This window comes from Corynebacterium sp. HMSC064H12 (genome assembly GCF_001809925.1).
Lineage (GTDB): Bacteria > Actinomycetota > Actinomycetes > Mycobacteriales > Mycobacteriaceae > Corynebacterium > Corynebacterium jeikeium_D.
Genome location: NZ_KV799360.1, coordinates 41,771 through 61,356 on the forward strand (window position 1 = coordinate 41,771; position 19,586 = coordinate 61,356).

Annotated in this window: 15 protein-coding genes; 7 read left to right on the plus strand and 8 right to left on the minus strand. The window is 56.7% G+C overall.

Annotation, left to right across the window (positions count from 1 at the left end):
- Nucleotides 1-51 precede the first annotated feature (51 nt).
- The gene (hrpA, locus tag HMPREF2681_RS09570) at nucleotides 52-4,107 is read left to right on the plus strand and encodes an ATP-dependent RNA helicase HrpA (RefSeq protein WP_083301614.1); all 4,056 of its coding nucleotides are present in this window, start codon (nucleotides 52-54) and stop codon (nucleotides 4,105-4,107) included.
- Here hrpA and nrdR read toward each other — a convergent pair.
- On the minus strand, nucleotides 4,104-4,586 hold the full coding sequence (nrdR, locus tag HMPREF2681_RS09575) for a transcriptional regulator NrdR (protein ID WP_042388651.1): 483 nt from the start codon (nucleotides 4,584-4,586) through the stop codon (nucleotides 4,104-4,106). The genes hrpA and nrdR overlap by 4 nt on opposite strands.
- An 865-nt stretch (nucleotides 4,587-5,451) precedes the next feature.
- On the opposite strand from nrdR, the gene lexA reads away from it, so the two are divergent.
- The 5 genes from lexA to HMPREF2681_RS09600 all read left to right on the plus strand — a co-directional run bounded on the left by lexA (nucleotide 5,452) and on the right by HMPREF2681_RS09600 (nucleotide 10,602).
- Nucleotides 5,452-6,153, plus strand: coding sequence for a transcriptional repressor LexA (gene lexA / locus HMPREF2681_RS09580; protein ID WP_016422629.1), 702 nt, complete (start codon nucleotides 5,452-5,454; stop codon nucleotides 6,151-6,153).
- A gap of 93 nt (nucleotides 6,154-6,246) precedes the next feature.
- Complete coding sequence (locus HMPREF2681_RS09585) at nucleotides 6,247-7,026, plus strand: DeoR/GlpR family DNA-binding transcription regulator (protein ID WP_016422628.1); 780 nt, start codon at nucleotides 6,247-6,249, stop codon at nucleotides 7,024-7,026.
- A complete protein-coding gene (locus HMPREF2681_RS09590) occupies nucleotides 7,023-7,994 on the plus strand; it encodes a 1-phosphofructokinase family hexose kinase (protein ID WP_016422627.1) in 972 nt (323 codons plus the stop codon). Before HMPREF2681_RS09585 ends, HMPREF2681_RS09590 begins: the two co-directional genes overlap by 4 nt.
- Before the next feature lie 35 nt (nucleotides 7,995-8,029).
- Nucleotides 8,030-10,189 (plus strand): PTS fructose transporter subunit IIABC, encoded by a 2,160-nt coding sequence (locus HMPREF2681_RS09595; protein WP_049189641.1) that lies wholly within the window; start codon nucleotides 8,030-8,032, stop codon nucleotides 10,187-10,189.
- Nucleotides 10,190-10,329: 140 nt separating this feature from the next.
- Nucleotides 10,330-10,602, plus strand: coding sequence for an HPr family phosphocarrier protein (locus HMPREF2681_RS09600; RefSeq protein WP_016422625.1), 273 nt, complete (start codon nucleotides 10,330-10,332; stop codon nucleotides 10,600-10,602).
- Between the two features lie 92 nt (nucleotides 10,603-10,694).
- Here the strand turns inward: HMPREF2681_RS09600 and HMPREF2681_RS09605 are convergent, their stop codons facing one another.
- The 5 genes from HMPREF2681_RS09605 to HMPREF2681_RS10990 form a co-directional block, all read right to left on the minus strand.
- Nucleotides 10,695-12,038 (minus strand): uracil-xanthine permease family protein, encoded by a 1,344-nt coding sequence (locus HMPREF2681_RS09605; RefSeq protein WP_224433128.1) that lies wholly within the window; start codon nucleotides 12,036-12,038, stop codon nucleotides 10,695-10,697.
- Nucleotides 12,039-12,154: 116 nt separating this feature from the next.
- Nucleotides 12,155-13,762: a GTPase HflX gene (gene hflX / locus HMPREF2681_RS09610; RefSeq protein ID WP_070546952.1), complete on the minus strand. Its 1,608-nt coding sequence runs from the start codon at nucleotides 13,760-13,762 to the stop codon at nucleotides 12,155-12,157.
- A gap of 75 nt (nucleotides 13,763-13,837) precedes the next feature.
- Nucleotides 13,838-14,155, minus strand: coding sequence for a FeoC-like transcriptional regulator (locus HMPREF2681_RS11070; protein WP_016422622.1), 318 nt, complete (start codon nucleotides 14,153-14,155; stop codon nucleotides 13,838-13,840).
- 102 nt (nucleotides 14,156-14,257) lie between these two features.
- Nucleotides 14,258-16,243 (minus strand): ferrous iron transport protein B, encoded by a 1,986-nt coding sequence (feoB, locus tag HMPREF2681_RS09615; protein WP_069358734.1) that lies wholly within the window; start codon nucleotides 16,241-16,243, stop codon nucleotides 14,258-14,260.
- A 43-nt stretch (nucleotides 16,244-16,286) separates the two neighbouring features.
- A complete protein-coding gene (locus HMPREF2681_RS10990) occupies nucleotides 16,287-16,544 on the minus strand; it encodes a FeoA family protein (protein ID WP_016422620.1) in 258 nt (85 codons plus the stop codon).
- 280 nt (nucleotides 16,545-16,824) lie between these two features.
- On the opposite strand from HMPREF2681_RS10990, the gene HMPREF2681_RS09620 reads away from it, so the two are divergent.
- Nucleotides 16,825-17,604 carry a hypothetical protein gene (locus HMPREF2681_RS09620; protein ID WP_016422619.1) on the plus strand — a complete coding sequence of 260 codons (780 nt, stop codon included), beginning with the start codon at nucleotides 16,825-16,827 and terminating at the stop codon, nucleotides 17,602-17,604.
- Between the two features lie 60 nt (nucleotides 17,605-17,664).
- Here HMPREF2681_RS09620 and dapF read toward each other — a convergent pair whose 3' ends face one another.
- Entirely contained in the window at nucleotides 17,665-18,588 is a 924-nt protein-coding gene (gene dapF, locus HMPREF2681_RS09625; protein ID WP_070546955.1) for a diaminopimelate epimerase, read from the minus strand.
- 31 nt (nucleotides 18,589-18,619) lie between these two features.
- A complete protein-coding gene (gene miaA / locus HMPREF2681_RS09630) occupies nucleotides 18,620-19,546 on the minus strand; it encodes a tRNA (adenosine(37)-N6)-dimethylallyltransferase MiaA (protein ID WP_016422617.1) in 927 nt (308 codons plus the stop codon).
- Between the last annotated feature and the right edge of the window lie 40 nt (nucleotides 19,547-19,586).

Here is a 19,586-nt window from a genome sequence, read left to right on the forward strand (position 1 = left end):
CAGCACAGATGTGGGTTGTCTCCCCAGACGCGGCTAATCTAGTAGGCAACCATGAGTACTCCTAGCCGTTCTGATAAACCAGCTCCACGTGCCCAGTCGGGAAACCACCACTCCGGCCACCGCAATTCCGCCAGGCCACAGCGCTCTGGCAAACCTGCTAAGGACACGCGTAAAAAGGAGCTCTACCAGCTCGCTGATCAATTGCCGATTCGGGAGGCTCAGTCCTTCCGACGCCGGCTAAAGCGAGCATCCGCGCCGAAGGCGCTGTCTGCAATCTCTGCAGACCTCGACTTTGCGCTGGAGCGGTTAGAAGATCGTCGTAAAGCGATTCCTCGCATCACCTACCCTGCCCAGTTGCCGGTGTCCGCGCGCCGCGACGACATTGCAGAGGCAATTGAAAACAACCAGGTCGTCATTATTGCTGGTGAGACTGGCTCTGGTAAGACTACGCAGATCCCGAAGATATGCCTCGAACTGGGACGCGGCGTGCGGGGCAAGATTGGTCACACTCAGCCACGTCGTATTGCGGCGCGTTCCGTCGCGGAGCGCATCGCTCATGAGCTGGGCGAAAAGATTGGACAGCACGTCGGCTATGCAGTGCGTTTTGACGATCGCGTGGGCAAGGATACCTGCATCAAACTGATGACCGACGGTATTCTGCTGGCCGAAATTGGCCGCGACCGCCTGCTACGTGAGTACGACACCATCATCATCGACGAGGCGCACGAACGCAGCCTCAACATCGACTTCCTGCTGGGATATTTAAAGCATATTCTGCCGCAGCGCCCAGATCTGAAGATCATTATCACTTCGGCGACGATTGATCCGGAACGGTTCGCTCGTCATTTCGCGCCTGACGACGAGCACCCTGCGCCCATCATCGAGGTGTCAGGGCGCACCTACCCGGTAGAAATCCGCTATCGCCCTCTGGTGCGGACTGTTGTTGCGAAAAATGGGCAAGAAAAGGAAGTCGCCATTGAGCAGATCGATGGTGTTATCGCTGCGTGCGAGGAGCTCATGCGGCTTGGCGATGGCGATATCCTGGTGTTCTTTTCGGGTGAGCGCGAGATCCGAGAAGCAGCCGAGGCCATCGAGGGCAAGCACTGGAAGGGGGTAGAAGCCGTTCCACTATTCGGACGGTTATCTAATGCAGAGCAGCATCGGATCTTCACCCCGCATTCCGGGCGTCGCATTGTGCTGGCGACCAACATTGCGGAAACGTCGCTGACAGTACCGGGTATCGAGTACGTCGTCGATACTGGTACCGCACGCATTTCTCGCTACTCCACCCGCACGAAGGTCCAACGTCTACCAGTCGAGGACATCAGCCAGGCATCCGCGAATCAGCGCTCTGGACGCTGTGGTCGTGTAGCTGATGGCGTGGCGATTCGTCTCTACAGCGAGGAGGATTTTCTCTCGCGCCCCGAGTTTACGGATCCGGAGATTCTGCGCACCAATCTCGCTTCGGTTGTACTGCAAATGATTTCGCTGCGGCTTGGCGCGATTGAGGCCTTCCCCTTTGTCCAGCCACCAGAGCAGAAGGCAGTGCGCGATGGCATTAACCTCCTCACAGAGCTTCAGGCTATTACCACAACGTCGGGGTCTGGGAGAGGCCGTGAATCTGGCTCCGGCTCCAGTGCCGACGCCCCCGAGCTGACGGACATCGGCCGACAAATTGCCCGTATCCCAGTCGACCCGCGTCTTGCCCGCATGCTGGTCGAAGGGTACGAGAACACCACTCTTGGGGCGGTAACCGTCATTGTCGCCGCTTTGTCTCTGCAGGATGTTCGCGAACGTCCACTGGAGTTCCAAGCTCAGGCAGATCAGCTACATGCCCGTTTTAAGGACACCACCAGCGACTTCAACTCCCTACTGAAGCTCTGGGAGTACCTGGAGGAAAAGCGTCGCGAGCTTAGCGGTAACCAATTCCGCAAGATGTGCAAGCGCGAGTACCTCCACTATCTGCGCGTTCGCGAGTGGCAGGACTTGGTGCGTCAGCTCCACCAGGCAACGGCCGAGCTGGGCTGGCATCTTTCGGCCCGCAGCTCAACCAACGGTGTCGACAATCCCGACGAGGTGGCAAAGTCACTGTTACCGGGTCTGTTATCGATGATTGGTACGCGCGAGGGCGAGGGCAAGGAATTTACTGGCACCCGCAACACTAAGTTCCTCATTCACCCCTCGTCCGCGTTGGCAAAGAAGCCGCCTCGCTGGGTGATGGCTGCGGAAATCGTCGAGACCTCGCGCACTTTTGCGCGCAACGTCGGCACGATTCAGCCGCAGTGGCTAGAGAAGGTAGCCCCTCATCTGCTCAAGCACCAGTACTCAAAGCCTCACTGGTCTACTAAGCGCGGTGCAGCGATGGCTTACCAGAAGTCGACGCTCTACGGCGTGCCCGTGGTGGTTGACCGTTTGATGCCTTATCACCGAGTCAATGCCGACGCCGCCCGCTCGATCTTCATTCGCTCTGCGCTTGTCGACGGCGAATGGAACACACATCACGAGTTCTTTAAGAACAATCAAGACAAACTTGCCGAAGCCGAGAAGATCGAGGAAAAGCAGCGTTCCCGCGGCATTGTCGTCGATGACGACGTGCTCTACGCGTTCTACGACTCCAAGCTGCCCGCCTCTATCACCACGGCCACCAATTTTGACCGCTGGTGGAAGAAAACTAAGCCCAAGCAGCCAAATCTACTGGACTTTGATCCCAATAAGCTGCTCAACCCCGAAGCCGGCGACATCGACGACAACGCCTTCCCCGAAATGTGGCAGCAGGGCTCGGTCGATTTCTCTCTGTCCTATAAATTCGAACCGGGCGCCCCTGATGACGGTGTGACTCTCCGTGTCCCCGTGCCTCTTCTTGCAGGTCTGCGTGAAGATGGCTTCGACTGGCAGGTACCAGGTCTTCGCGCTGAGCTCGCGGAAGCCTACATTCGCACTCTGCCGAAGGCACTGCGGAAGTCCGTTGTCCCCGCCCCGGATTTCGCACGCCGCGCGCTGGAGACGATGACTCCGTACTCAGGCCGCTTCGTCGATGTTTTTGCCGATGCTTTACGACGACTCGGAGGCTCGGGCATCAATGGTGCAGACTTTGCCCCTTCGAAGCTGCCAGCACACTTGCGCTTTAACTACGCAGTGGTCGACCGCCATGGAAAGATCGTCGATCAGAGCCGAGATCTTGCTGCGCTTCGAGACAAGCATGCCTCGACGGTCTCAACTGCTGTGTCGAAACGTTCGAAGTCTGCAGCACGCGAAGCTGTGAAAAAGTGGACTTCAGAGAACTTGGGCGCCGTCTCATTAACGGTCAAAAGTAATGTCGACGGTCAGTCCGTCACGATGTATCCGACGCTGGTGACCACCAAGGATGGCGTGGCCATTGAGGTCAAACCAACTAAGGCTCAGGCTGAGGCGACGTTGGCGACCACAAACTTGACAATGCTATTGCGGGATTGCCCAGTAAATGGTGCACAAATGACTAAGGGGCTTCCACTCCAGCAACGTGTTGGCGTGGACGCATGGCCACATGGGGGCGCCGATGGGCTTGTCGAGGACTGCCGTGTCGCAGTGATTCGCGACCGTATGATGGCTGCCGGCGGCCCGGTCCGCGATCCGAAGGAATTCGACAAACTACTCGAACACGTTCGTTCTGGAGTCGCCTCAGAGGTGCGCCAATTGGTCGTCGGCGTTGCCCAGGCAATGCCTCGTTATGTCTCGGTGGTAAATCAGCTAAACAAGTGGGAAGGCGATGCTATTGACGATATGCGTCGCCAGCTGGAGTTCATGTTCCCTAAGGGCGCTGTGGCAAGGCACGGTTGGCAGCACCTACGACATTTGCCACGTTATCTCCAAGCGATGGAGATTCGGCTTGAGGAAATGAACCGTGACCCGGACCGTGATGCCGAACGTGAAGATGAGGTGACTGAGGCCCGCGAATACTTGGCGGCAAAGCTTCAGCAGCTGCCTAAGGCACGTTCGAATTCCGCGGAGGTACGGGATATTCAGTGGCTCATTCAAGAGCTGCGCGTCAGCCTTTTCGCACAACGGCTGGGTACCGCCCAGAGCGTATCCCTGACTCGAATAAAGAAACGTGTGGATAAACTGCGTTAGTTCTTTTTAACCTCGTTGCCATTAGCCTGCGGTCCTTTCCCCTTGCGCATGCTGGCAATCTCTTGCGCGAAATCGTCCGCGGAGGAAAAGGACTTGTACACCGAAGCGAAGCGGAGATAGCCAACTTCGTCCAGTTCTTTGAGCGGCTCAAGGATGGCAAGGCCGATATCGTTTGAGTCCACCCGGGGCGTGCCTTTCTCGCGGAGGCTCTCCTCCACTTTTTGTGCAAGTTTCTTCAGCTGAGACTCTGATACTTCGCGCCCCTGGCACGCACGTCGAACACCCTGGATAACCTTTTCGCGGTTGAATTCCTCAGGGATTCCATCCCGTTTAACGACCATCAGCTGCGAGCGTTCAATCGTAGAAAAACGTTTGCCGCAATTCAGGCATTCCCTTCGGCGACGAATCCCCATACCGTTATCTATCAACCGTGAGTCCAAGACTCGTGTCTGATCATGATGACAAAACTGGCAATACACGGTCTCCAGTCTACGTCCCACCCCAACACCGGAAACTGGAATGATTATTGCGCGGAGTAGGAAGCGTACGTAGACGTAAAGGTGCTTTCGACCGCCTCACTTTGTCCCTGTTCAAAGACCATGCTGCCGAAAACTCCGAAGAAAGCACCAAGCCCTAGAGCCCATACCGCCATCAGGCGAGTCAGGTTAGTGCCTGCGGATACATCACTACGATTGGACTGCTGCGCCCTGCTAACGGATAGAGACGGACGCCCGTAGTTGACCGAGACATGACTGGGCCGCGACCTGTCCCTCCGCATTCGCGCCGATGAAGCCCCATTTCGATTGCGCTGTGCAATACGTGCACGCTGACCGGGCCGAACGATGTGCTGTGTGCAAGACGCACTACGTTCACCCCACACCAACGGGGCTTTCCGTGTCGTCCGAGCAGGGAGCTCGGAAACTTGAGAAAAGTCAATATCAGATGTGCTGCTAACACCAAGTGCGGTTGAAACCGTAGACATCATGTTTTCTCCCTTTCCAACGTTGACTCTCCCACCGTTGCCGGCCTGGAGAGAATAAGAGTTGTACGACCGTTTCCCGACGCTGTGGAGACTATGTCCAAGGGCGGATGCGGAGAATCCGTCTAGACCCTTTCATCAAACGACTGTTCGAGTAACTTGTCATGTTCGATTTATAACACCATGTTCGAATATTGTCTACTGCTATCCGGATTTATTTTCGATTTTCGACATCATCACCGCCTCCGAGCACGGATAATGTACACGTTTTCTAAAGAATTCAAGGGCGCACAGTGTTCGATGCTCGACGATTCGAACAGTTTTGAGTTATGATTCATTCGAAAGAGTTTGAGAAGGGATGTTCCATGGCTCAAAAGAAGAAAGCGAACCCTAAAACACTCACCGATCGGCAGCGTCGGATTCTTGACGTCATTTCGGATGCCGTCGTACTTCGCGGATACCCACCGAGCATTCGAGAAATTGGGGATGCTGTGGGCTTGAATTCCACCTCGTCGGTGGCATACCAACTCAAGGAGTTGGAGAAGAAGGGCTTTCTCCGCCGCGACCCACACAAACCCCGCGCGGTAAACGTAAGGGATTCGAAGTCCTCCGCTGGCACTTTCACTCCGGTAAAGCCTGGGCCAAAGGCTACTGGCACCACCCAAACTCCCGAGATGCCAGAGGACATGCCAGAGCCAATCTTCGTTCCTATCGTTGGACAGATTGCGGCTGGCAACCCTATTTTGGCGGAGCAGCATGTGGAAAGTCACATGGCACTTCCGATGGAGATTACGGGCTCTGGTCAGCTATACCTACTCAAGGTCGTGGGTGATTCCATGGTTGACGCGGGCATTCTCGACGGAGACTGGGTGGTAGTCCGTTCCCAAGACGTGGTCGAACAGGGAGATTTCGTTGCAGCCCTGTTTGAAGATGAAGCAACAGTCAAGGAATGGCACGAAGACGCTGCTGGCAAGTGGCTCATGCCCCATAATCGCGCCTTTGACCCACTCCCCGCGGAGCACGCCAAAATCCTCGGCAAGATTGTCAGCGTCCTACGCAGCCTCTAATTTCCCACATTTTCGTTGCCCGAAACAGACATAAACGGGCATACTGGGAACAGATAGTAAAGCTGAAATTTCTTAACAGCTAAGGAGCGGGGAATGTACGCAGAGGAACGCCGCCGGAAGATTGCGTCTTTGACAGCAGTCGAAGGGCGCGTGACGGTCGCTGATCTTGCGGAAGCTTTCGATGTCACAGCAGAGACGATTCGCCGTGACCTAGCTCAGTTGGATGCAGAGGGCGCAGTTCACCGCGTACACGGTGGCGCTGTGGCTACTCGTTCTTTTCAGACTGTTGAGTTTTCAGTTGCCGCTCGAAAGAACGCGCAAAAGGACGCGAAGCTCTCTATTGCCCGCTGTGCTGCGGATTTTCTGCCTGACTCTGGTGGTGGAATTTTTCTCGATGCTGGAACTACCACCGAGGCTCTTGCAGAGCTGATGGTCCACTCCCCTGATAACCGCCGTTGGTCGGTTGTCACAAACTCTCTTCCCAACGCCATCACACTCGCAGGATCGAACCGCATTGAGCTTCAACTCCTTGGCGGCCAAGTTCGCGTCATTACTCAGGCGGTTGCTGGCGATACGGCACTCCGCACTCTCGCGGTTATGCGTGCCGATGTCGCTTTCATTGGTTCTAATGCCTTGACAATTGACCACGGTCTTTCTACTGCTGATCCGCAGGAAGCGGCGGTAAAGCGCGCGATGATTACGAATGCGCGCAAGGTCATCGTTATGGCGGACTCGACGAAACTTGGCCGCGACTTTCTCGTCAGCTTTGCAGCATTGGAAGATATCGACGTCGTGATTACAGATTCCTCTGCCCCGGAACAGTTCGTCAACGATCTCAGGGAGCAAGGTGTCGAGGTTGTGGTTGCTTCATGATCCTGACCTTGACTGTAAATCCGTCAATCGATCGACTTGCTCGACTCGATACGGAGCTCAAGCGAGGTGGCGTGTTCCGCCTACCAATGGCTGAGGACATGGCTGGTGGCAAGGGAATTAATGTGTCCAAGGCGTTGCACTACGCCGGAGAAAAGACGCTCGCGCTCTACCCGGCATCGGACTCCGGAAAATTCACGCGCCTGTTGGAAGTCTCTGGCATACCCCATGAAGCCATCAACACGACTAACGAAGCCCGCGTTAATCTCACACTCGCAGAGCCAGATGGGACGACCACCAAGCTCAATTCCCCTGGCATGACATTGACGAAAGCGCACCGTAGGCGTGTCCTGGAGAAACTTATCCACCATGCTAAACACGCCACGTGGGTAGTTTTCGCAGGTTCATTGCCCCCTGGTGTCCCCAGGGATTTTTACGTTCAATGCACCGAGGCGGTGTATTCGGTCAACCCGAATATTCGTGTTGCTATGGATACGAGCGACGGCCCACTGACTGAGGTCGTTCGCGCATTTCCAAAGGTGCGACCTTTTTTGATGAAGCCGAACGCCTACGAACTTGGTCAAATCATTGATCAGGACGGCGAAGAACTTGAGGCCGCTGCAGCCGAAGGGAACTATCTTCCCGTAGCGCAGGCTGCTCGTGCGCTGAACGAGCTTGGCGTTTCCGAAGTCCTGGCCACTCTCGGCGAAGCAGGGGCGGTGCTTTCAGTGAAGTCAGGCGGTTGTTTCGCTGCTACCTCCCCCTCGATAGTCGCTCAGTCGACGGTCGGTGCTGGAGACTGTGCTTTGGCCGGCTACGTTATGTCCCGCGAACGCGGTGATAGCTACCAAGATGCACTAACCACCGCCGTAGCTTATGGGGCGGCGGCAACCAGTCTTCCCGGTACGACCATCCCCTATCCAGAACAGGTTCACCCCGAGGCCGGCCGGTTATGGCAGCTCGACACTTAGCTTTTCGATGCCTAGATAAGGAGCATTAGAAAACCATGTCTTCTTCGGCAGATTTTTCCGCTATTGCATCAGACCTAGCCGATGAGTCGACAGTGTTCCTTGACCTAGATATCGGTCCGCAAAAGGAGAAGATCCTTAACTATCTCATCGCTAAAGCTGTAGAGACCGGCCGCGCCACCGACAGCAACGGCATCGTCGCAGCAGCCCTCGAACGCGAAGAGAAGGCCCCGACAGGTCTGTCGGGAGGGATAGCCATCCCCCACTGCCGCCATGAGGACTGGTCGAAGCCGACCCTGATGTTTGCCCGCTTAACCAGCGCTACAGAATTCACCACACCAGATGGGCCGGCGGACCTGCTCTTTTTCATTGGTGTCCCATCTAGTAACAGCGATGTCCACGTCGATATTCTGGCCGCACTCGCAAAAGCACTTCGCGATAAGGGGTTTCGCGCAGCTCTTCGCGGTGCTGAAAGCGATGAAGAGACTGCCCGGATCATTAGCGAGCACGTCACCAAAGCGCCTCGTCGGAAAGCGAAAAAACCTCCGGCGAAGACCAATATCGTCGCCATCACGGCCTGCCCCACGGGCATCGCACACACTTATTTGGCAGCCGAAGCGCTTACTGGCGCGGCAGAAAGCATGTCTGATGTCACACTAACTGTAGAGACGCAGGGCTCGGCAGGAACCCAGGAAGCCCCCGCAGAGGCAATTGTCCGGGCCGACGTGCTAGTAATCGCAGCCGATATTGGGGTTACGGGGCTTAAGCGCTTCAGCGATAAACCACAGGTCAAAGTGCCAATTCGTAAGGCAGTCAATGAACCTACTGCGGTTATTAAACAAGCGAAGGCAAAAGCAGAACAATCACGGGTTCGCGCCTACGACCGAAAGGCGCCGCAACCTAAGGATGACCACGACAAGGAGGCCGGTTCGCAAACCGGTACTACAGGCGCAGACCCTTCATCTGAGAGGGTACAAGCAACTACGAAGGTGGGGGCACATAAATCATCGTTAGGCGGTGACAAAGCCTTCGGACACTGGGTTCGTGATGCCATTATGACCGGTGTCAGCTATATGGTGCCGTTCGTGGCCGCATCGGGGTTGTTGATTGCGCTGGGATTCCTCGTCGGCGGTCATCAGGTTGGTGTAGTAGCTGACGCCGTGACTAGGGATTTGCGGCTGCCGGAGATTATCGGACTCGATGCCCCGATTGCTGTGCCGACAGAAGATCTCGGCACCGTGCTAATTGATCGTAGTGGGCTGTGGCTGTATCTCGGCTCGGCGCTTTTTGCCATTGGCAACCACGGCATGCAGGTCATTGTGGCTGTAATGAGTGCTTATATCGCCTTTGGCATGGCTGGCAGAGCCGGCATTGCACCAGGCTTTATTGGCGGTGCCATCGCGGTCACGGTTGGCGCCGGCTTCCTTGGGGGCCTGGTGACAGGCATCCTGGCGGGACTAGTTGTAGCCCTACTGTTGAGGATGAAAGTCCCGGACTGGCTGCGACCGCTGATGCCGGTTGTCGTGATTCCTATGCTCGGCGCTATGTCCGTTGGGCTCACCATGTACCTGCTGCTCGGGATGCCGCTGGCGTGGCTGATGACGGCTCTGCAGCAGTGGCTGCAATCACTGGATACGACGGCGGCGTTCCTGTTCGGTGGTCTTCTCGGCGCAATGATGTGCGTGGATATGGGCGGAATGATCAACAAGGCTGCTTATCTTTTTGCCGTCGCAAACATCGCCTCAGCAGATCCCGCATCATGGAAGGTCATGGCCGCTGTGATGGCGGCGGGCATGGTACCTCCATTGGCTACATCTCTGGCAGTTGTGCTCCGACCAAAGCTGTTCAGTTCGGCGGAGCGTCAAAACGGCAAAGCGGGCTGGGTGCTCGGTGCGGCCTTCATTTCAGAGGGAGTAATTCCCTTCGCCGCCGCAGATCCGCTACGTGTGATTCCGTCGATTGTGATTGGCGGTGCCGTCACCGGTGGCACCTCAATGGCTTTGGGTGCGGCCACACGTGTTCCGCACGGAGGTATTTTTGTGCTGTTTGCAATCGACAACCCTGTCGCATGGCTTACTGCAATCGTCTTGGGCAGCATAGTGGCAGCAATTCTCGTTGTGGCAGCTAAAAGCCTGTGGCCGCGGCAAGTCAGCACCGATAATCAAAACCTAGAAGCAGACGTTTCAGCGGAAGCGTAGTTTTTACCGCACCGGCTGGTTTATCCCAACGAGCATTTCTACGATTTTCAGCAAACATTCCCCAACCCATCCGGGCAACCTATTAAGCTCAGAAATGGCATCGAGGAAATCGAGAAGCAGAAAGGCAGGATGCCGCTCGCATGGTTACTCAACATGTCCACGTCGGCTCCAAGGTGGGTATTCATGCCCGCCCTGCAACGGTCATCGCTGAGCGTGCCTCCCGTTTTCAGGAAGAAATTCTGGTCGAGCTCCTTGACTCAGACGAGCCCGACAACGAACCGGCCGATGCTTCATCCTCGTTGATGCTCATGGCACTCGGTGCCGAATTCGGCGATGAAGTCACTGTGACCAGTAGTAACGCGGTTGCGGTAGAGAAAATCGCCGAACTCATCGCCCAAGACCTGAGCGATTAAAAAGCAAAAGAGCTTAACGACGAAACATCGTGGCAACGGTCACGGGGTCCGTCGTTAAGCATTCGTGCGAGATTCTGCCCTGGACGGGTGGCCTACGAGCGGTTCTCGCCGATGCGATTGTAGAGCCAGTTCAAAATTGGATAGCCGATAATAATGCCGACCGACCCCCAAGCAATACCCTCCAGCGTCAGCGAACCAATGTCGAGGGTGAGGTTACCGATACCCGCGATCAGCGCGGTGGCGGCAGCGGTGAGATTAACCGGGTTGTTGAAGTCGACCTTTTCGTCCATCCAGATGCGCACACCGAGCAAACCGATCAGGCCGTAGAGCACCATCGTTGCCCCACCGAGCACGCCGGTAGGAATGGTCAAGATGAGTGCGCCGAACTTTGGAATGAAAGCCAGTGCAATGGCGGTGAAAGCTGCCACCCAGTAAGCTGCGGTCGAATAGACACGGGTAGCGGCCATAACACCGATATTTTCAGCGTAGGTAGTGGTACCAGAACCACCAGCTGAACCGGCGATGGTGGTGGCTAGACCGTCTGCAATAAGAGCATCGCCAGCGATGTCATCGAGGTTTCGGCCGGTCATGGCAGCAACAGCCTTGACGTGACCGACATTCTCTGCGATGAGTACTACGATGACGGGCAGACCAATCAGCATCGCATTGAAGTGGAACTCCGGCGCGTGGAATGCGGGCAGACCAATCCAGGCGGCATTGCCGACAGTTTCTGTAGCCTCGGGCGAGAGATTTCCAGTGGCAGCGGCGAAGACCCAGCCGATTAGTACGCCGATAAGGACACCCAGACGGCTGACCATACCGCGGCCAGCGACGGTTGCGAAGACAATGGATGCCATCGTGACAAATGCGACCAACGGCTGAGTGGCGAAGTTCTCCGTGGCGGCAGGCGCCAGGTTAAGTCCGATGAGAGCGACGATGGCACCGGTTACTGCAGGTGGCATCACTGCATCGAGGACACGCTTGCCGGCGAACTTTACAACGCAGCCAACGAGCATGAGCGCGATGCCGGCGCAGAGCACGACACCGAGCTGAACACCAATACCCTGCGCCTGTGTCGCGGTCAGTGGTGCGATGAAGGCAAACGACGAGCCCAGGTAAGAGGGCAAGCGGTTTCGGGTGATTAGCAGGAAGACAATCGTGCCGATACCCGAGAACAGCAGTGTGGTATTGACTGGGAAACCAGTCAACAGCGGCACCAGAAGAGTTGCACCAAACATGGCAATGACGTGCTGTGCGCCAATGCCAATTGTACGAGGCCAATCGAGGCGTTCGTTGGGAGCCACCACGGCTCCCGGTGCAATCTTTCGACCGTCACCGTGAATATCCCAACCGAAAAGACGGCCACGTTCGGCGTTTTCAGCAGGCGGATTTGCGGAGGTTCCCTGTTGGGTCTCCGCGTCAGAAGTAGAATTCATGGTTGTAATGCTAGTGGATGCCCACCGCAGATCACGCCACGGATACCGCATTAAACCCAGGACTGCCGGAGCTCTTTGTCGCTCTCCCTATTCCAACTCCGCTCTCCCTTTTCCGACTAGGCGTCGTTGCTACTATCCTCATTCGCATCCGCCGTGAAGTGAGGATCCGCTGCAGGTTCGATGCGGTATGCCGACAGTTCATCCGCGAGGCTAGTGGGCAAACGCACATCCATCTGGGTGCCTTGCTCTGTCCATGTCTCCGACAGCACGGTCGCATCTTCGTGGAGCATGGAGACAATATTGCCCTTGTCATAGGGGATCAACATGTGGACGTGAGACTCCAGCTCATTGAGTGCAAGCTCGAGTCGGGTCTCCAGTTCACCGATCCCCTCACCCGTTCGCGCAGAGACAAAGACCGCATCATCGAGCTGGTGGCGCAGTTGCGCCAGAGTGATGCCATCGGCCTTGTCCACCTTGTTGACTACCAACAGCTCGGGCGGAATCTCGGCCTTTTCTTCCTCCGCGATTTCGTTGATGACTTTGTTGACAGCCTTAATCTGCTCCAGCGGGAATGGGTCAGAGGAGTCTACGACGTGCATGATGACGTCGGCTTCGAGCACCTCTTCCAAGGTCGAGCGAAAAGCTTCAATGAGCTGCGTCGGCAAGTGGCGAACAAATCCGACCGTATCGGTCATAATCACCGTGCGACCGTCGCGAAGCTTGGTGCGACGAGTCGTCGGATCCAGCGTCGCAAACAGCGCGTCTTCCACCAGCACACCAGCGCCTGTCAGTGCGTTGAGCAACGAAGATTTACCCGCGTTGGTGTAGCCGACAATTGCCACGCGCGGCAGGTGTCCAGCCTTACGACGTGCGCGTTTAATCTCACGCGCAGTCTTCATGCCAGCTAATTCCTTGCGGATTCGCGCCATATCTTGGCGTAGGCGCTGACGATCGGTTTCGATCTTAGTTTCACCCGGACCACGCAGACCCACGCCGCCGTTGGAGCCCGCGCGACCACCAGCCTGACGCGATAGGTTGCCGCCCCAGCCGCGCAGACGCGTGTACAGGTACTGCATTTGTGCCAGCGAGACCTGCGCCTTGCCCTCCTTGGACTTCGCGTGCTGAGCAAAGATATCCAGAATCAGCATGGTGCGGTCAATAACCTTGGCGTCAAGGCGATCCTCCAGCGCCACCAATTGACCGGGAGACAGTTCACCGTCGCAAATAACTGTATCTGCGCCGGTAGAGGCGACAATATCGCGAAGCTCGTTGAGCTTGCCGGATCCCACGTAAGTACCAGGGTCCGGCTTATCACGACGCTGCAGCACCATCTCTAAAACTTCCGAACCTGCAGTCTCTGCCAGTGCGGCGAGCTCCTCCATCGCCACTTCGGCTTCCTGAAGGGTCCCGGATGTCCAGACACCGAGCAGCACCACGCGCTCCAGTCGGAGCTGACGGTACTCGACCATCACCTCTTCGGATTCAGTATGTGCTACTGACCTGGTCAGCCGGCGCAGTGAGGAACGCGCCTCCAAATCCAAATCACCGACGGTAGGTTCCCTTTGCGTGCCGACGTTCGTTGCGAACGCATCCCCGGAGGCACTATCGGCGTTCTCGCCAGGATCATTAGCGTCGATGAAAAAATCGTCCATCTCGTGCGAGGTGCGAGCTTGCTGCGACGTTTCGTCGCTGACCTCATCAAAGTTGTTGGAAAAATTCGTCATACTAGCTGCTATTGTCACATGACAAGCCAAATTCTCCGCATTGTGTGCGGAGAATACCGAGCCGAAGCTCAAGACTTAGGCTGCAGAAGGTGGCCTGCGTGTCAGAACCAGTGCGACCGGACCACTCTTAGAACTACCACCAGTACACGTACCGCTGTCGGACATTCCGCAGTTGGAACAACCTCCGCCTGGGCACATGCCACCGAGGGATTCCCGGCGCAGTTGGCCGGTGTGTTCCATGCGGTCAAGGATGAGGTCTACCGTTGCTCGCTGCAATCCGGTGATTTCGCAAATCTTGCGTCGGGAGCTAATGCCCTGCGCAATTGCATCCTGAACGGCTTCTGAAGGCCGACGAGTAACCGTCGTATTCTTCCTGGCTCTAAAGAGTCCCACGGCGATAGCTCCTTTCCGTATCGCGATTCTTGTTGGATCTGATTTCTAGTTCGCAAGTGTGACTTAGTAGCTTTGCCGAAGCTACTAGGAATCAACGAGGCTTTACAGGAACAGCTTCAACCCTTGGAAAACAATCACGGCCAGTGCCCATGCAACGACCAGCTGCGCTAGCAAACCGAAGCCCGTCCACTTCAAGCCGATCTCTCGACGTTGTGCCGCGAGCGTAGCCACGCACGGTGTGTAAGCCAGCAGGAAGATCATGTAGGCCCAGACTGCTGCCAATCCATGTCCATCGGATGCATTGTCAAAGTCACGTCGAATATTCTCCGCGAGCGGGCTGGAGGCCTGTTCGCTCGAATCGGAGTCGGTGACGTCCTCCACTGCATAGGTCTGTGCCCAGGTAGAAATGACGGCTTCCTTGGCCACAAAGCCCGTCACCAACGGACCTGTCAGAGACCATGTACCGAAACCTGCCGGGTTAAACACAGGAGCAATAGTTTCGCTGACTGCACCGTATGCGGAGTCCTGCGGTGCCAGGTCTTCATCGGCAAAGGAGTGCCCGGAGACAACCGGGATAGACATCAGAAGCCATACGACGATGACGGTGCTGACGATGATTCCACTAGCGGTCTGCAGGAAGCCCTTCAGACGCATCCACATCACAGATAGTGCCAGCCGTGCGGTCGGAAGCTGGTAGGTTGGCAGGTCAATGACCAGCGGTTCCGACGGCATGGTGCGCCACAAGGTCTTACGCAGTGCAAGGCCGGTCAGAACGATCAGCAGAATCGAGATCACGTACATAGCGAAGACGACTGTGCCCGCGTGTTCCGGGAAGAACACCGCACCCAACATGACATACACGGTTAGACGCGCCGAGCAGGAGGTAAACGGAACCAGTAGTGCCGTCAAAATGCGGTGGCGCGGATTACTCAGCACACGTGTTGCCGAAATCGCTGGCACGTTACAACCAAAGCCAACAATCAGCGGAATAAATGCCTTACCCGGAAGACCAATTGCACGCATGACACGGTCAGCCACCACGGCTGCACGCGCCATATACCCTGAATCCTCGAGTACTGCGAGGCACAGGAACATGAGTGCCATCAGCGGAACGAAGGTCAGCACCATGCCGACACCACCGATGATGCCGTTTACAAGCAGCCCGGTGACAATCGGATGGTCCCATCCCACCGCTTCTAATCCACGAGTAACCAAATCTGCGAAATTACCGGTAATAAGGGTTTCCAAACCGTCCTGCAACGGTGCTGCTACCGTCGTCGTGATTTGGAAGACTGCCCACATAACTGCCAGGAACACAATCGGTCCGAGCACCGGGTGAAGAACCACGTTATCAATGCGGTCGGAGAAAGTCTGGCGATCTTCCACCCCGCCCGTAGATGCCGCAACCGCCGCATCAATCGCGGCAAAGCGTGCGTCGTCCAGGCGTTCAATCGATTCACCATCGACCTGGCGAATCGGTGACGACACCGAACTACATCCGTCCAGAGCCGCTGCTACCGCGTCGGCCAACCGCGCCATTCCCGCTTTACGACGGGGATCCAGCGCCACCACCGGCATCCCCATAGCTGACTGCAATGCGTCCGGATTCACATCGATGCCCTTGGCCTTGGCAACATCTAGTTTGGTCAGAGCCAGAACGATGCGCTGGGGCTGTTCCGCCAATTCCGCGGCCATGTAGAGACCACGGCCCAGTGCCGTGGCGTCGACAACGACAACGACGAGATCCGGGCGTTCTTCTTCCGGTTTCTCGATGAGCATCTCGCGAGTGAGCTCTTCGTCCGGACTCATGGCATCCAGCGAGTAGGCACCCGGGAAATCGATGACATCGTACTCAGCGGCATCGGTCTTCCACGCGCCGCGGCTGACCTCTACGGTCGTACCAGGCCAATTGCCCATCTGCGCTTTCGCACCAGTCAAACTATTGAACAGTGTTGACTTACCGGAGTTCGGTGCGCCGACTACTGCGACAACAGGTGCACCATCCTTTGCTGGTGCTCCGCCACTGCATGCATGGCAGCTGGGCGTGGATGCGAATTTTCGCGTTGAGGAATCCGTAGGTGTTGTCATTGTTTACTTTCAGGAGGGAGGTGAGAAAAGAGATGTAGGGGACCTAACCCACGACGGACATCTTGTGCAGCGTGCTGGCATCGATGGCGTAGCGCGTTGCGCCAGCATGGACGATTCGCCCACCGCCGCTGGTGCTCCGTCCCACAGTGACACTCATTCCAGGGCGAAGCCCCAGTTGCGAAAGCCTGCGGCACAGGCGCTCATCCACATGCGACGCTCCCAGAGTGACGGTTACCCCCACCGGGACGTCGGCAAGCGACTGAATGTCATCCGACTGTTTTCGAGACCGCAATCCGAGCATGAGAAACCTCGCTTATATAGATAAGAATTAAGCTAAGCAAATCGTGTTTACGGAGATGAGCTTACTCTTAGGCATGCCTAAATGGAATAAACCGGGCACACCTAAGGAAAGTTATTTATGCCACACTTAATATTTGCCTATTTAGCGTGGCAGAATTGTTAGTCCCATCCGAATAGTTGCCGCGGCGTGGAGGAATGGTTCTAGGTACCCCAGAGCACAATGTGCTCACGTGCGATTCGTTAGTTCGCAGATGAAGATATGGGAAGTATCATCGAAAAGTATGACTACTGACTTGCGAAGCATTGGCATGGACTACCCCAGCTGGCGAGACGCGATGGAAGCCGCGATTGCCAGTGACAATCTGTCGGTCATCGGCGAGGTCCGCGGTGGCCAGCTGGTCCGTTTCGAAGATTCCTCTGGTGCGCGTCTGCACATCCTGGGTGTTGAACCATTTTCTACCTACGCCGGCTTCGCGGGCAGCCCGACCGTCACTGCCCATGTATCCAGCGTGGACGATGTCTTGGCGCTCGTGGAAATCGTCGAGGATGATCCCTCCTCGGATAACTTTGACAAGGTCATCGAGGTCGCTACCTGCCTGCTGTCACAGGGGCCAATGATTGTTGATGCCGGAACTCAGACTTTTGAGCATGTCGCGCTATCAGCTCTGGCAACTGATTTCACCCTCGACGCATCCGCTGAGGAGTACGAAAAGCGCACTGGGGCAACCCCGACAACATTGGACTTCGAAGGTGCTAAGGCAATTGTCGGAGATCAGGTCGGCAAGGCATCGCCTAGCGCAACCGTCAAACTGGCTGGTGTTATCAATAACTCCCGCAAGCATGTCAATGAGCTGACCGGCAAGAAGTTCTGGGTGCTCAACCTTGCTCTTCCGACCCCCATGGACGTACTTGTCCCCGGCGGCGACGAAGCTCCCCAGCCAGGTATGGTCGTCTCCGGCACTTTCTCACTGACCGGTGAGATCATTCCGCCTCAAGGTTGCGGAGGCGGCTGTGGCGATGGCGGCTGTGGTTGTGGCGACGGTGGCTGCGGCGGACACTAGTCCGCTAACTCCCCACCGCTTCCACTACCCCGCTAGGGCTCCTGCTGCACTAGCTACCAGTCACAGGGCTTCCAGCTCAATATCGCCGAGCGTGTGAATCACGCTCGGCCCGGTCAAGGTCGCCGAGAAGTCCCCATCCGCATTGCTGGCCTTGTGGACATCCACAGTCACCACACCGCCAGGCACCTTGACTGTCACAACCCCCTCAGTCCGGCCGGCATCGGCCAGCGCGGCTATAGCTGCCGCAACCGTACCGGTGCCACACGAGCGGGTCTCACCAACTCCACGTTCAATTACTCGCATGGACACCGAATCAGAGGCATCCAGCGGGGTGACAATTTCCACATTGAGGCCGTTCGGGAACATGGCTTCGTCGGCACGCACTGGCTTCGCGACACTACCCGCCGCTTCCAATTCCAGCTCCGCCAGAGCGGCGGCATTTAGGCCAGGCATGACGCAGGCCAAATGCGGATTTCCCACGTCGACACCAATCCCGGCGAATTTCTGGGCATTGTTGCCCGAACCGATGAACGCAGTAGCGAGGCCGAGGACTTCTTGCTGGCCCATATCCACCCCAACGACCGCGTGCCTGCGGCTGAGCTCATCAATCGAAACAGCGCGCAGCCCTGCTCGAGTGCCCACCCGCAAGGTTCCGTCGACGACACTGTCCGGGCTGTGAATCGCGGCAATATAGTGTGCAAAGACGCGGACACCATTCCCGCACATCTCGGCAATAGAACCGTCACTATTGCGGTAGTCCATAAACCAATCGTCGGCTTTAACGCCCTCCGGCAATGCCGCCAAAACACCGGCATCGACGAGTTTCCCCGCACGGGCAACCCGCAGGACGCCGTCAGCGCCAAGACCTCGCTGTCGATCGCACACTGCTGCGACCAGTGATTCGGTCAAATCAATCGACACCAAATCATCTGGAAAAATCAAGAAATCGTTTTGCGTACCGTGGCCTTTGGCAAATGAAACCATGCCCTTGATGCTAGCGGGAGGTCCGAATCTCTTACAGACCAAGTGCGGAAAACGCCTGTCCCGGCACGTCACCGGCAGCGTCTAGCCACATGATCCGATGATCACGGTTGAACCAGGAGCGCTGACGTCGCACATACCTGCGCGTACCAGTAATCGTGCGTTCACAAGCCGTATCCAGGTCGTAAACCCCATCGAAGTAGTCCAGCACCTGCGCATAGCCGATCGCGCGACTAGCGGTCACACCTTCGCGCAACCCTTGCGCAATCAAACTCTCAGTTTCTTCCACCAGGCCAGCGGCAAACATGCCCCGCGTACGCTGTTCAATCCGCGGATTTAGCCATTCCGCCTGCGTGCGCAACCCCAATATGCGAGTGTTCCACCGCGGTGGCTTATCAATCGACGGCTTCGACGCTGCAAAAGGTTTGCCCGTGAGCTCGATGACCTCCAGGGCGCGGACGGTGCGCCGCGGGTCATTGGTCTCAATAATTGCCGCCGCATCCGGATCAATCTCTGCCAGCCGATCATGCAACGCCGCCGGACCGATCTCGTCCTGCACTGTCTCCCACTTCGTACGTACTTCAGGGTCCGTAGGTGGGAACTGCCAGTCGTCCACCAACGCCTGTACGTACATCATCGACCCGCCGACAAGGATGGGGACTTTCCCCCGCGCGCGAATGGCCTCAACATCCGCGACCGCCTCACGCTGATACGTCGCCACACTCGCCGGCTGCGTCACGTTCAGCACATCGAGTTGGTGGTGCGGAATCCCCCGCCGCTGGTCCACCGACAGCTTCGCTGTTCCGATATCCATTCCTCGATAGAGCTGCATCGAATCAACATTGACGACCTCACCGCCAAGCTGCTCCGCAAGCACCAGCCCCAAATCCGACTTTCCCGACGCCGTCGGCCCTACCACCGCAATCGGCACCGGCAAGCTCTCACTCTCGAAAGCCGTCACTACCCAGTTCACACTCCTGCACAAAAACTAAAAACGCGAG